Source organism: Sphingomonas sp. M1-B02 (assembly GCF_026167525.1).
Lineage (GTDB): Bacteria > Pseudomonadota > Alphaproteobacteria > Sphingomonadales > Sphingomonadaceae > Sphingomonas.
Genome location: NZ_CP110679.1, coordinates 2,231,141 through 2,244,882, shown reverse-complemented (window position 1 = coordinate 2,244,882; position 13,742 = coordinate 2,231,141). Strand labels below are relative to the sequence as shown.

General features: G+C 67.5%; 8 protein-coding genes and 1 pseudogene. 7 read left to right on the top strand and 2 right to left on the bottom strand.

The window, feature by feature from the left end; all coding sequences use genetic code 11:
* Positions 1-55 precede the first annotated feature (55 nt).
* Both OKW87_RS10795 and OKW87_RS10790 read left to right on the top strand, forming a co-directional pair.
* Entirely contained in the window at positions 56-535 is a 480-nt protein-coding gene (locus OKW87_RS10795; protein WP_265539372.1) for an outer membrane protein assembly factor BamE, read from the top strand.
* A 108-nt stretch (positions 536-643) separates the two neighbouring features.
* Positions 644-1,165, top strand: a complete 522-nt coding sequence (locus OKW87_RS10790) for an RcnB family protein (protein ID WP_265539370.1) — start codon at positions 644-646, stop codon at positions 1,163-1,165.
* A 159-nt stretch (positions 1,166-1,324) separates the two neighbouring features.
* Here OKW87_RS10790 and pbpC read toward each other — a convergent pair whose 3' ends face one another.
* Together pbpC and OKW87_RS10780 are read right to left on the bottom strand one after the other, a co-directional pair.
* Positions 1,325-3,421: a penicillin-binding protein 1C gene (gene pbpC, locus OKW87_RS10785; RefSeq protein WP_265544093.1), complete on the bottom strand. Its 2,097-nt coding sequence runs from the start codon at positions 3,419-3,421 to the stop codon at positions 1,325-1,327.
* A gap of 250 nt (positions 3,422-3,671) precedes the next feature.
* Positions 3,672-9,437, bottom strand: coding sequence for an alpha-2-macroglobulin family protein (locus tag OKW87_RS10780; protein WP_265539368.1), 5,766 nt, complete (start codon positions 9,435-9,437; stop codon positions 3,672-3,674).
* Between the two features lie 177 nt (positions 9,438-9,614).
* Here OKW87_RS10780 and OKW87_RS17475 point away from each other — a divergent pair.
* From OKW87_RS17475 to OKW87_RS10760, 5 genes and pseudogenes are all read left to right on the top strand, one after another.
* Positions 9,615-9,983, top strand: a pseudogene (locus OKW87_RS17475) (glycosyltransferase); the annotation flags it as partial.
* Between the two features lie 55 nt (positions 9,984-10,038).
* Positions 10,039-10,995, top strand: coding sequence for a glycosyltransferase family 2 protein (locus tag OKW87_RS10775; RefSeq protein ID WP_322740311.1), 957 nt, complete (start codon positions 10,039-10,041; stop codon positions 10,993-10,995).
* A 182-nt stretch (positions 10,996-11,177) separates the two neighbouring features.
* Positions 11,178-11,999 (top strand): hypothetical protein, encoded by an 822-nt coding sequence (locus tag OKW87_RS10770; protein ID WP_265539366.1) that lies wholly within the window; start codon positions 11,178-11,180, stop codon positions 11,997-11,999.
* A 46-nt stretch (positions 12,000-12,045) separates the two neighbouring features.
* A complete protein-coding gene (locus tag OKW87_RS10765; RefSeq protein WP_265539365.1) occupies positions 12,046-12,963 on the top strand; it encodes a sulfite exporter TauE/SafE family protein in 918 nt (305 codons plus the stop codon).
* On the top strand, positions 12,960-13,733 hold the full coding sequence (locus tag OKW87_RS10760; protein ID WP_265539363.1) for a TIGR02186 family protein: 774 nt from the start codon (positions 12,960-12,962) through the stop codon (positions 13,731-13,733). Before OKW87_RS10765 ends, OKW87_RS10760 begins: the two co-directional genes overlap by 4 nt.
* Positions 13,734-13,742 lie beyond the last annotated feature (9 nt).

The following is a 13,742-nucleotide window of genomic DNA, read 5'->3' as shown; positions in this document are numbered from 1 at the left end:
GCGAAAGCCGTGCGATGCAATCCGCACCCGTACTCGTTTGCGCCTGGAGACCATGATGCCCTTTCCCGTCCGCCTGGCCGGCATTGCCGCGACGCTCGCGCTTCTCGGCGCCAGCGCCTGCACGCCGGTGCGCACGCACCAGGGCTATGTCGTCGACAAGGAGCTCGTCGATACGATCCAGCCGGGCGTCGACAATCGCGAATCGGTGCTTCAGACCCTCGGTCGCCCGACGCTGACCAGTCAGTTCAACGAAGGCGAATGGTATTATGTCTCGCGCGATGCGAGCAATCTGGCCTTCAGCGATCCCAAGGTGCGCAGCCAGCTGACGCTGCGGGTGCGCTTTGACGCGGCAGGCAATGTCGCGGCGGTCGATCGCATGGACGAAAAGCTGATCGCTTCCATCGACCCCTATGGCGACAAGACGCCGACGCTGGGCCGCAAGCGCGGCTTCTTCCAGGATCTGTTCGGCAATATCGGCACCGTCGGCGCGCCGGGCATGGGCGGCGGCGGCCCACCGGGCGGCGGGAACCAGTAATCATCCTTGCTGGTTGCTGACGACCCCGTTCCCGCCTCGTTCAGCACGGATGCTCCAGAAAGTCTGCGTGCCGGCAGAACCGCCGGCTTTGCCTTTCGAGGAGGTCGTATGAAGAAATATATCACCGCGGCGCTACTGGCAGCCGTTGCCATGCCAGCTGTGGCGTTGCCAACCGCCGCCAGCGCCCAATCGCAGCGCGAACTGCGCCGCGACCGCCAGGACATCCGCGAAGAAACCCGCGAACTGCGCCAGGCCCAGCGTCGCGGCGATCGCGGCGACATTCGCAACGAGCGTCGCGATGTGCGCGGCGCGCGCCAGGAATATCGCGAGGATCTGCGTGATCGCAATCGCCGTTGGGGCAACGACGACTGGCGGAGCTATCGTAACAGCAACCGCAGCGTGTTCGCGCGCGGTTCGTGGAATGCGCCCTTCCGTTACACCCGCTTCAGCGCCGGTGCGCGCATCGGTGCGCCCTATTACGGCTCGCGCTATGTGATTTCGGATCCGTGGCGCTATCGCCTGCCGCCGCTGGGCCGCTATCAGCGGTGGGTGCGTCATTATAACGACGTGCTGCTGATCGACACGCGTCGCGGCCGCGTCATCCGCGTGATGCCGGGCTTCTATTACTAAGCGTTCGTCGCGGGCCCCGGACGGTGAAAGCCGTTCGGGGTTCGGCCGCGCCGATGCGGCGGCGCGGCCGGTGCCCGGAAGGCACGGTCCAAAAAGGGTAAAGGACCGCGCCTTGAACGCGCGGACCCACGATTAGGTCCCGAGACGCGCTCGGACTCGTCAGCGAACCGTGAAGAGAATCTGATCGACGACGCGCCCGCCCAGATCGATCAGCCGCAGCCGGTGCTGGCCGCGCCGTGGCGGGATCTGCGGGTGCGAATCGGCCGATCCCAGATCCTGCCTGTCGAGCAGCAGGCGATGCCCCGTCGCTTCTCCCGAAACCGCGATCGATAGCCGCTGCTTGTCGGGCGGGATGTCCGGATCGAGCGCATAGACGCTTCCGGCCACCGGATTGACGATGCGCGGGCGGCGCGATGCAGCGGGCGCCGCTGCGACTTCGATGAGCGCGGTTCCGGCAAGAAAATGCTCGCGCCTCGGTCGCTCGATTCCATCGGCGAAATGGATCGTGCGCGTGTCGATGCCCGGCGGGCGCGGGGGTGCCTTGCCGGGGGTGGCGGCGTGGAGCGCCATCATCACGTCGCGCCATACCGGCGCGGCGCCGCTGGTGCCCGAGACTGCGCGCATCGGATCGCCCTCCAGATTGCCGACCCAGACGGCGACCGTGAAGCGATCCGAGAAACCGATGCACCAATTGTCGCGCATCGCCTTCGACGTGCCGGTCTTGGCTGCGGCCCAGAAGGGCAGGCGCAGCGCCGAATCGACTCCGAACGTGCCCGCGCGGGCATTGGGATCGGCGAGCATGTCGGCGACGATCCACGCCGCCTGGGGCGAGAGGATCTGGCGGGGGCGTGCGCGCGGTGCATCCATGGTGAGCCGCAGCGGCGCCCAGCGGCCTCCCACGGCGAGGCTTCGGAAGGCGGCAGCCTGCTCGACCAGCGTGACTTCGGCCGATCCCAGTGCGAGCGAGAAGCCGTAATATTGGCCGTCCTCAACCAGCCCGCGATAGCCGGTGTCCCATAGCCGGTCGCGGAAACTGTCGACGCCGGTAAGCAGGAGCGTGCGCACGGCGGGGACATTGAGCGATCCGGCGAGCGCGATCCGCGCCGAAACCGGGCCTTTGAAGGCGCGATCGTAATTTTGCGGGACGTAGAGCCCGGAGGCGGTGTCGAGCTGGACGGGCGAATCGTCGAGGATCGACGCGGCGGTGAGATAGCCTTTCTCAATGCCCAGCCCGAACAGGAAGGGCTTCAGGGTGGAGCCCGCCTGGCGATATGCCGAGGCGCCGTCGACTGCGGGGGCGGTGGATTCGCCGCCGATCCCGCCGACATAAGCGCGCACGTCGCCGCTCGCATTGTCGACCACGACCACAGCGCCGTCGCGCGCGCGCGTGCCCCCCAGGCCCTGGAGCTGACGGCGCAGCGCGGCGATCGCGACCGCCTGGACGCGCGCGTCGAGCGTGGTCGTGATCCTCGCGCCGCCTTGGTCCAGCAGGCGATCGGCGAGGTGCGGGGCGAGGCCGGGATCGAGCGCAAGGCTGCGCGCCGGACCGAGCATCGAGGCCGCGGCACCCGCGAATCGGGTGCAATCGGCATCATGGCTGAGCGCGCACGCGCGGCGCGCGACTTCGCTCGCGCCAGCGCCAGGATTGGGGAGCAAGGCGGCGAGGAGCAGCGCATCGTCACGGGTAAGCGTTGCGGGCGTCTTGCCGAACAAGCCGAGCGCAGCCGCGCCGATGCCCTGTGCCTCGCCGCGGAAGCCGGCGAGGTTGAGATAGGCCTCCAGGATCTGGTCCTTGGTCCAGGTTCCGTCGAGCGCGGCGCCGGCGCGCATCTGGCGGAGCTTGTCGCGAATGCCGCGATGCCCGGGGCTGGCTAGCTCAGGGGCGAGATAGGCGGCGACCTGCATGGAGAGCGTCGAGGCCCCCCGCGCGCGCCTGCCCTGCCATTGGTCGCGGATTGCCCCGCCCAGCGCCCACCAGTCGATGCCGCCATGGCTCTTGAAGCGGCGGTCTTCGGCGACGACGAGGATTTCGCGTGCGACAGGCGACACATCTTCGAGCCGGACCCAGGCCAGGCGGCGGGCCTGGTAATCGATGCGGCTGCTGTCGATCAGCCGGCCATTGCGATCGTAAAGCCAGGCTTCGGACGGCTGCCACGCGGCGCGGACCGCAGCCTGGGTTGGGAGCGCGGGGGGGAGGGTGGTCCAGTAAGCGGTGGCGAAGGTGGCGAGGAGGAGCGTCGCGCCGGCGATCAGGATGCGCGGGGGCGTGAGGATGCCGCGCCAGCCTTGTTCCCGCCGGACGGAGCGCTGGGTGACGAACCAATCGCCGAGTGCGGCGGGTAGTGCGTCGATGCGTCGGGCGAGCCGCTTGAGCTTCGCTCCAATGCCCACCCCGCTTCCGTCATCCCGGCGAAGGCCGGGATCCAGGGTCACAAGCTATGTCCTGCTTGGCTCTGGATCCCCGCCTGCGCGGGGATGACGAAGGAAGGGAAGTGGAGGTCGCGCATTACCGCTCCGCCACGACCACCGGCTGGTTGGGGATCTGCGCGCGGATTTCGGGCGAATACATCGCCTCGACCCGCGTCGCCGGCAGACTGAACCGACCCGCGCTGTTCAGCCGCATCACGTACGACACGGTGAAGCTTCCGCGCGGCACCCAGCCATAATAAGCCCGCCACGAATCGCGCCCGCGCTCGATCCAGTTGGGCGAGACGCCTTCGCTGGTCCCCGCCTGCGCGCCCAGCATCTCGGATTGCCCCCCCAGACTGCCGATCACCGTCGCGCCGGTGGGGACGGGATCGTTGATCACCACCCAATTGCGCTCGGCCGTAGCCTCGACGGTGATGGTCACCTTGATAACATCGCCGCGCGTGTAGCGGCCCGGAGTCATCGCCTGGACGACGCTGACTGCCTTGGTCATCTTATAGCCCGCCATCAGCGGCTGGGTGAGCGGCACCGCCGCCTTGACGCGGACGAACGCCCAGGGGCCTGCGCCGCCGGCCTGGCGAAGCACCAGCGGCGTGGTCGCCGCGGGCAAGGGCAGGCTGAAGCTGCGCTGCGGCTCCATCAATGGCCAGTTGCGACTCATCGTGCTGCTGCCGAAGCTGGCGGTGGTGATCCCCGCAATTGCCTCGGCCGGATAGAGCGCGTTGAACTTGCGTGCGGCGATCGTGCCCCAGGCATTGGCGGTGGTCGTGTCCCAATGGCCGCGCTGTTGGCGCATCGCGACGCCGACCATCATCTTGGCCGAGTCGTTCTGCCAGCCGGGGCGGCCGAGCGTGGCGATCACCGATTTGATCGCGGCGCCGTCGTCCGAGGCCATCAGCCACCAGGGCATGCGGCCCTTGTCACTCAAGTCGATACGCGTGCCTTCATAGACCAGGCGCGTGCGCAGCACCTGTTCGGCAGCGGCGCGGAGCTGCGCGCCGTTGGCGAGCCCGGGAACCTTGGCCAGCGCCGCGATATAGTCGGCGAGCGAGGAGGTCGGCATGTCCGCCGGCGTGATGCCGAGCTGGCCGAGCATCGCGCCTGTTGCTGCGCCTTGCCGCGCGAGCGCCGCGAATGCCGCAAGCCGCTGGAGGCGGACGTCGCCATAATCCTCGCGGCGCAGGCGGCCATCGAGGACGGCCTTCATTGCATCGATCATCTTCGCGCGCGGCGCTTCGGGCAGCGGGAGCCCGGCCTCGGCGGTGATCGAGAGGACATAGGCCGTCAGCGCCTCCGAACCCGGCCATTCGCCCGGGAAGTAGCGCAGCAGTCCGTCGCCATCCTGATAGGCGGGCATTTCGCCCGCGAGCAGGTTCCACGCGCCATTGTCGCCGAGCGCGATCGCCTTCGAGAGGCGCTGCTCGAAGCAGCCATAGGGATAGGCCGTCATATAGTCGCGCACGCCCTGGAGCGGCGGCGCGAGCGTGTCGGCGAGCGTCACGTCGACCATGCCGAAGCCGGGCAAGGCGCCCGCGGGCGGGGCGATCGAGAAGCTGGTGCCGTCGCCGACGCGCGCGAGGCTCGCGGCCCAGGTTTCGACCGGAACCGCCGGGATCACGTCCTGGGTGACGCGGATCTTGTCGAGCGCCTTGCCGTCGGCCGAACGCGCCGAGACGGTCCAGTTTAGCTTGCCTTCGGCGGGCGGCGCGGTGAGATTCCAGGTAACGGGCGCGGCGCCGCCGGCCGGGATGTCCACCGTCAGCGGTCGCCCGGTCGCGACCCGCGGGCTCACCTCGACATTGGCAGTGACGCGCATCGGCTTGTCCGATCCGTTGCGCAGCGTGAACATCGCCCCGAACGTGTCGCCGGTGCGCACCAGCTGCGGCACGCCGGCATAGATGCTGAGATCCTGCGCGGTGCGCACGCTGGCCTCGCCCGATCCGAATAATTGCGCGCCGTTGGTGGCGATCGCGACGAGCTTGAACGAGGTCAGCGAATCGGACAACGGCACGGCGACGCGCGCACGGCCCTGCGCGTCGAGCGGGACCTTGCCCCTCCACAGCAAGACCGGCTGGAAATTCTCGCGGTTGAGCCCCGAGAGATCGCCGCCGCCGCCACCGCCGGCCTCGACGGCCTTCTTGCCGTAGTGGCGCTTGCCGACGACCTGCGTCTGCGCAGTCGAAGTGAGCACCGAGACGGGGCGTTCGCCCATCATCGCGGTCAGAACGTCCCAACTTTCGTTGGGCGCGAGCTGGAGCAGGGCTTCGTCGACCGCGGCGAAGGCGACGTCGGCGGAGGCCGCGGGGCTGCCGTCGGGGTTCTTGATCTGGAGGTCGACATTGGCCGTTTCGCGCGCGCCATAGCTTGGCTTCTCGGCCTTGACCGCGACGCCGAGGCGATGGCCTTCCCAGCCGACCTTCACCTTGGCCATGCCGAGGCGATAGGCAGGCTTGGCGAGATCGACCGTCGCGGTCGGCTTGCCGCCGTCCTTCGAGAAGAAGGGTACGCCCCAGTCGCGGGCGAGGTTCGATCCCCAGTTGGACATGCCCGAGACGCGGCCGCGGACGGCCATCACCGATACGAACACGTCGGGCGCGTAGGCGGCGGGCATCGGCACTTCGATTACGGGGTCCTTGCCCGAGAGGCCGACCACGAAGCTGGAAAGCACGCCTTCGCGCTCGACGGTGACCAAGGCGGTTGCGTCGCGGAAGGGCATGCGCACCTGGAACTTGGCGGTTTCGCCCGCCTTATACTCGAGCTTCTCTGGGATCAGGTCCATCCGGTCGCCATTGTCGCCGCCGAACCACCAATCCTCGTCGCCGACCAGCCACACCGATTGGGTGGCGCGGGCGACATTGCCGTTACCGTCCTTGGTGGTCGCGACGGCATAGACCTCGCCCGAGACGCCGGGGTTGAGCTGGCAGGTCGCGAGGCCCTGCGCGTCGGTGGTGGCCGAGCAGGTCGCGCCCAGCTTGGTCGTCTTCATCTGGTTGTCATAGGCATAGAAGCCGCCGATCAGCCGGCGCCGCGCGGTCAATATCTCACGGCTGTAGAGCTCGACCGAGACCGCCTGGTTGGCGAGCGGCTTGCCCGACGTGTCGAGCGCCACGAAGCGCAGTCGCAGATCGTCCTGCTTCATCAGCCAGCCGTCGGTCTTCACACCGAGCTGAACCGCAGAGGTGAAGATCGGAATTCGCCGGGAGGCGGTCAGGATCTCGCCATTGGCGTCCTGATAGTCCATCTCGATCTGCATGTTGGTCGGCTGGTCGAGCGTCTGGGGCACGTCGACCGTGGTGCGTGTCGTGCCGTCGCCGCCGAGCGTGACGGGCAGCGTCTGGGTTGGCGGAAGCGGTGTCGATTCCTCGTCGGTCTCGCTATCGCCGTTGAGCGGCTTGACGCCTTCGCTGAGCGGACGCCCGCCGAAGCTGTAGCTTTCATAGCCCGAGGGGGTCGGGAAGCCCTCGAACCAGCCGACGCGCAGTTCGACCGGCAGATTGCCCGCGCCGCCGCCCGAGAGATAGCCGACGAACAAGTCGAGCGGCAGCGTGCGCGGCCGCACCGCGGCTTCCTTGGGGCCCGCCACCGAGGCGCGCATCGTCGGCAGTTTATACTCGTCGATTTTGAACGATTGCGACGTGTAGATCGTGCGCTCTTCGCCGTTTGCATCCTTGAGCGAGACCTGGAGGTCGTAATCGCCCATCTTGGCGCCGGCGGGTGCGGCCCATTCGGTCTCGCCGGTGCCGTTGGCGTCGATGCTCAGCGGCAGGTCATATTTGGTGTCCGAACCGCGATGCGACAGGCGCAGCGTGCCGGTGAAGGCGGGCGAGGTGCCGAAGCCGGTCGCGATCGGTTCGCGGACGATATGCTTCATATGGATCGTCTCGCCCTGGCGGACCAATGCGCGATCGAACACGGTGTGGAAGATCTGCTCGGGCTTCGAATGGCCGTAGGGCAGGTCGAAATCATAGGGGCGGATGCCTTCGCCCCATTCGGTGAGCGTGAAGCTGAAATCGTCGGCCTTGCGCGCCGAGACCATTAGCGGCGCGCTGCTCCCCGCATCGCAGCTTGCATAGGTTTCGGGCTGGGGGAGGCCGGCGGGGACGCCGAGCCGGCCCGAGGCGTCGGTGGTGCCCCTGGCGAGCAATTGGCCGGTGCAGCTGTCGGTCACGCGGACTTCGACGCCGCCGAGCCCGGCGCCGCTGTCGAGCTGGGTCACCCAGACCAGCGATTTGTCGCGCCCCCATTTGAAATGGACGCTCATATTGGTGACGAGCGCGCCGGCGGCGACGTAGCGGGGGGCATTGCGCCCCAGCAGCGCGTTTCCGAGCCGCGGGCTGGCCATCTCGACGACATAGAAACCGGGCTTGGCGAGCGGGATGCCCACCACTTCGAATTCCTTGCCCTTGCCGGGGAGCGAGACTTCGAACGGCTTGCCATTGGCCTTGGTCAGCAACGGCTTGGCGCCGGTCTGGTTGATGTAGCTGACCTCTTCGCCCTTCTTGATCTCGTCGCTCTTGGTCGAGGCGGCGTCGCTGATCGCGCGCAGCCATTTGGCGATCTCGCCGTCGCCGCCCTCGACGCGCAGGCTCTGGCCATCGACGGCCATCTGGTTGCCGGGAAGCTTTTCCTCGACGTTGCGCACGGTGACCGGCAGCACCCCGCCTTCCTTGGCCTCGAGGATGCCGAAGTCCGCGGCAAACTTCACCAGCGGCGGGGCTTCGTCGATCTTTATGTCGAGCGGGAAGCGCTCGGCGTTGGAGAGTTTCCGGCCGCTCTCATCGGTGACGTCGGCGGGCAGGACCAACTGTGCGGTGATCGCAGCGGGGAGGGGACCCTTGAACTTGACGTCGGCGATGGCGCCGCGGCGCTTGTCCTCGGCCGAGAGCAAGGGCGCGAGCTCCTTGCCGTCGGGCAGCTTGATCCGGATCGCCTCGGCCTGCGCACGCGGGATCGCGGCGGTGAAGCGGACGGTCGCGTCCTGCACAGGGTTGCAGCCCGCCTGCGGATTGACTCGCGAGCATTCGAAGCGCGCGGTGAAGGGTTTGCGGACGGTGAAGTCGAAGCGCTGGTCGGCCCCGGCGAGGCGGCCCGATAGGCTCTTGATCCCGGCGCCCCAGACGAGCGCCATGTCGCGGCCCGGCGGTAGCGGACGGCGGCATTTGAGCGCGACGACGGTCGCGGTCGCCTTGGCGCGATCTTCCGCGGCAGCGGGCAGCGCCTTGGGCAGGCCGGCTTCTTCAAGGAAGCTCTGCACCGCCCATTGATCGGTGCCGAGGCCGGCGATCAGCTTGCCCGGCACGTCCGCAGGCAGGACATCGACCGGAATTTTCTCGCCCAGCCCGTCGACCGCGCAATAGGCATTGGCGTTCACCGAAGCGGGGTCGGGCGCCAGGTTGGCGGCGACCAGGAAGACCTGGTCCTCCTCGATCTCGCCGCCATAGCGGCTGGGCAGCACGGTCCGGGCGATCGGGCCGCCGCTGTCGACGGTGAATTTGGTCTGGCCGCCGACGGCATAGCCGGCGAGCGTCTTGAGCTTGTCCTTGAGCGTGAAGGTGCAGGTGACCCCGCCGGGGAGCGGGCTGGCGAATTCATGGACGAACGTCTGCTGATCGACCCAGCGACCCTCACCAGCGACCGGGCATTCGACCGTGAACGGACCGGCGGCGCGGGGATCGCCGAGCGGGATCATCGCCTGGTTGAAGCGCGCGGTGAACCGCTCGATCGCGCCATTGCCGACACCGGGGGTGGCCATTTCCACTTGCGGGCTGTTGTCGCTCATCGCGCCAATGGCCGCCAATGGTGCAGCGACGAGCGCCAGAACGCCAAGACGGACAATGAGCTTCATGATACCTCCCCCAGGTAGGCGGACACCCTAGCTGTGGCGGACACGGTGTCCAGCGGAATGAAACCCGCTCCAATATGGAGGTGATCGCTTCAGGCGATCGATAGTTCTTGATCGTTACGCTGATAGTAGCGGATAAGATCAGGTCCGAATCGGAGGGGAAGCCGTGCAGGAAATGATATGTTGATGGGTGCTATCGATTCGATGGCGCGTGAAACGACGTTGTTTGCTGCAATCTGGTTCCTGGTCGGTGGACTAGACGACCTGTTGGTAGACTGCATCTATGCCGCACGACTATTTCGTCTCGCGCTTCGTGGACCTGAAGCCAACAAGGAATTCACGTCCTTGGGCGAGGCGGAGCGGGGACGCATCGTCGTCTTCGTTGCGGCGTGGGATGAATCGGCAGTTATAGGGCAGATGTTGCGCACCGCGCTCGCTCGCTTCGATTACCCCGACTACTGCATCTATGTCGGCACCTATCCCAATGATCCAGCAACGATCGATGCAGTGGCAGGCGTTGCGGAAAGCGATTCACGAATACGGTTGGTCGTCGGTCCGACACCGGGACCGACGACCAAGGCCGATTGCCTGAACGCGCTCTGGCGTGCGCTGCTGCGCGACGAGCGAGGAGGGACCGGTCTCAGCGATCGTGCTCCACGATGCCGAGGATATCGTCCACCCGTCGGAGTTCCGAGTGTTCGCACGGCATCTTGGGGTGCATGCCGCGGTGCAGTTGCCGGTGGTTCCGCTCTGCCATCCCGCGTCACGCTTCGTCTCGGGCCATTATTGCGACGAGTTTTCGGAAGCGCATGCGAAGCAGATGCTGGTTCGCTCCGCGGTCGGTGCGGGGATGCCCCTGGCCGGCGTCGGCTGCGCAATCCGACGCGACATGATCGGCCGGATCGCCGATGCGCGCGGCGGGGCCCCGTTCGATGCCACCAGCCTCACGGAGGATTATGAGCTTGGCCTGACGATCGGCGTGATGGGTGGACGAACCTTGCTGGCGCGCGATCCCGAATGTCCCGGCGGCAGACCGGTGGCCGTGCGCGCCTATTTTCCGAGCCGGCTTCCAGCCGCAGTTCGCCAGAAAGCGCGCTGGATGACCGGCATCGCGCTCGCGGGCTGGGATCGCGTCGGCTGGGGACCCGTGGCCGGGATCGGCGATCATTGGATGCGGATGCGCGATCGGCGCGCGACGCTGGCAATCCCCGTGCTGGTGGTCGCCTATTGCGCGCTGGTGGTGTGGGGCTTGTCGCTGCTCGGGCACTTTATCGGCGGGTCGTCCGCCCCGGCGCTGCCGCCCTTCGTCCAGACGCTGCTGATGATCAATTTCGGACTGTTACTATGGCGGCTGGTCGTCCGCGCGGTGTTCGTATGGCGCGCTTATGACTGGCGACAGGCATTCTGGTCGACGCCGCGTTTCCTGGTCAGCAATTATGTCTCGCTGCTTGCCGCGCGGCTGGCATTTGCGATGTATCTGCGTCTGCTATCGGGCGGCGCTCCGAAATGGGACAAGACCGCGCATCAGTTTCCGGAGAACCCAGAACAGGCCACAGCGTGATCGGGCGCGGCCGGCCGCTGCGCTTCCTGGGACTGGTGTCGATCGGCTGGGTGGGTGCGCGGATGGCAATCCTCTGGCCGGAAGCAGGATCCCTGCCCGAGGCGATCAAGCAATTGATTCCAATGGGTACGGCGCAGGCGGCACGCCGCCCCCCGCCGGCGCCGCGAGGGGCCGAGTCGAGCGTGGCTATCGCGATTGCACCGCCCGGGATCGCTGCCGCAAAGGACCTGGACCCCGATCCGGCCGCGTCGCAAACGGACCTGGCTACACTGGTCTCCCAGGCCGCGCCTTCAGGCCGGAAAAGCCCGCTCGTGCCGGCGGCTGCAGTCGCCGTGGCCGTGTTTGCGCAAACGCCGGATCGCCTTGCTCCGCTGCCCCGGCGCTGGTCGGCCAGCGCCTGGTTTGCCGCGCGGCCCGGCACCGGCCTGGGCGCGGCGCCGGGGGGCGGCCAGATCGGCGGCAGCCAGGCCGGGGTGCGGATCGCGTGGCTGCTCGCGCCTAAGGCGCGGGTATCCTTGTTTGGCCGGGTCGTCGGTCCGCTCTCGGGCAAAGGCCGCGAGGTGGCGGTCGGTGCGGAATGGCAGCCGACGCGGGCGCCGGTGCGGCTAGTGGTCGAACAGCGATTCGGGCTCGACGGAACGAAGGGCGGCCCGGGCCTTGGCGTGATCGCAGGCTACGACACGGCAGTGGCCACAGGCTTTCGCCTCGAATCCTATGGCCAGGCGGGCGTGATCCGACGCACGCGGACCGAACCCTATGCCGACGGGGCGGCCCGCATCACGCGTCAGATTGTGGAGACAGGCGGCATGCGGCTCGCGATCGGTGCGGGTGTGTGGGGCGCCGCGCAGCGCGATGCGGCACGGTTAGACATCGGCCCGTCGGCCACACTCGCGCTCCCGATCGCCGGCCAGAATTTCCGTTTTGCGCTCGATTGGCGCCAGCGCGTGGCTGGTGACGCGCGGCCCGGCTCGGGCCCCGCCTTCACGGTCGGCGTCGATTTCTGACGCGCCCTTTTGCGCTGCGCCGCAAACCCGCTATCGCCTGTTCGCCATGGACCTCTACCTCCCCATCGCCAACCTGTCGGTCAATGCGCTGGTGATCGTGGCGCTTGGGTTCGGCGTCGGGTTGCTTTCCGGCATGTTCGGAGTGGGCGGCGGTTTCCTGACGACGCCGCTGCTGATCTTCTATGGCATCCCGCCCACCGTTGCCGCCGCTTCGGCGGCTAGCCAGGTGACCGGCGCAAGCGTCTCGGGCGTCTTTGCCTATTTTCGGCGCGGCGGGGTCGATGTCCATATGGGCCTTGTGCTCGTGGTGGGCGGGGTGCTCGGTAGCATCGCGGGGGCATTCCTCTTCCAGATCCTTCGGGCGAGCGGCGCGATCGATACGGTGATCGCGATCCTCTATGTGCTGATGCTCGGCTCGATCGGCGGGCTGATGCTGCACGAATCGATCCAGAGCGTCCGAGTGAGCCGCGGCGCGCGGATGGCGCCCGCGCGCAAGCGGCGGCATCATCCGCTGGTTGCAATGCTGCCGTTCCGCTGGCGCTTCTACGCCTCTGGTCTCTACATCTCGCCGCTCGCACCGCTCATCCTCGGCTTCTTCACCGGCATTCTGACGATGCTGCTGGGCGTGGGCGGCGGGTTCATCCTGATCCCGGCGATGCTCTATCTGCTCGGCATGGGGACGCGCGTGGTCGTGGGCACGTCGCTGTTCCAGATTCTGTTCGTGACCGCGGCGGCGACGATGGTCCACGCCACCACGACCAAGGCTGTGGATATCGTCCTGGCGGTGCTGCTCCTCCTCGGATCGGTCGCCGGCGCGCAGATAGGCGCCCGGCTCGCGCAAAAGGCCAAGCCCGAAAATCTGCGGTTGATCCTGGCGGTGATCGTGCTTCTGGTCGCGATGCGGATGCTGCTCGGCCTCGTCTGGCGGCCCGACGAAATCTATTCGGTCGAGTTCGTCGGATGAGGCGCCGGGCGCTTTTCCTGCTCGCGCCCCTGCTTTTGGGGCAAGCCCAGCCCGGCCCCAAGCCTTTGCTGGTGCCCGATGTCTCGCAGCGCAATATCGAGATCGCATATTCCTTCACCGGCGCGGAACTGCTGCTGTTCGGCGCGATCCTCTATCCCGGCGGGCGTGCGCCCGATCCGCAGGACGGGCCGGTCGATATCGTCGTCGTGGTCAAGGGCCCGGTGCAGTCGGTGCTGGTACGCGAGAAGGAGAAGGTCGCGGGCATCTGGGTCAACGCCGAATCGATGCGCTATCGCTCGGCGCCGAGCTTCTATGCGATCGCCTCGTCGCGCCCGATCGCCGAGGTCGTCGACGAGCGTACTCGCGCCATCTTCGAATTGGGCGTGAGCGGGCTGCAACTTTCGCCCGCCTCCAGTGCGTTGCCGGACGTCCAGCAGCGCTTCGACCATGGTCTAGTCGACCTGCGGACCCGCGGCGGACTCTATTACGAGGCGCCACGCGCGGTGGAAATCACCGACGGTGTGCTCTATCGCGCTCGCCTTGCGATCCCCGCCCGCGTACCGGTTGGCAGGTTCACCGCCGAGACGTTCCTGATCCGAAAAGGTCGCGTGCTCGCGGCCGCGGTCCGCCCGATCGACATCCGCAAGTCCGGGTTCGAGCGTTTCGTCGCGCACAGCGCCGATCAATATTCGGTTGCCTATGGCCTGGTCGCGGTGGCGCTGTCGGTGCTGTTCGGCTGGGCAGCGGGCGCGCTCTGGCGGCGATTCTAGCGCTTCGGA

What these genes read in the sequence shown, in the direction of transcription:
- OKW87_RS10765 (WP_265539365.1), top strand. Translation starts at nt 12,046, where the DNA reads ATGGACCTCTACCTCCCCATCGCCAACCTGTCGGTCAATGCGCTGGTG.
- OKW87_RS10760 (WP_265539363.1), top strand. Translation starts at nt 12,960, where the DNA reads ATGAGGCGCCGGGCGCTTTTCCTGCTCGCGCCCCTGCTTTTGGGGCAA.
- OKW87_RS10780 (WP_265539368.1), bottom strand. Translation starts at nt 9,437, where the DNA reads ATGAAGCTCATTGTCCGTCTTGGCGTTCTGGCGCTCGTCGCTGCACCA.
- OKW87_RS10795 (WP_265539372.1), top strand. Translation starts at nt 56, where the DNA reads ATGCCCTTTCCCGTCCGCCTGGCCGGCATTGCCGCGACGCTCGCGCTT.
- OKW87_RS10790 (WP_265539370.1), top strand. Translation starts at nt 644, where the DNA reads ATGAAGAAATATATCACCGCGGCGCTACTGGCAGCCGTTGCCATGCCA.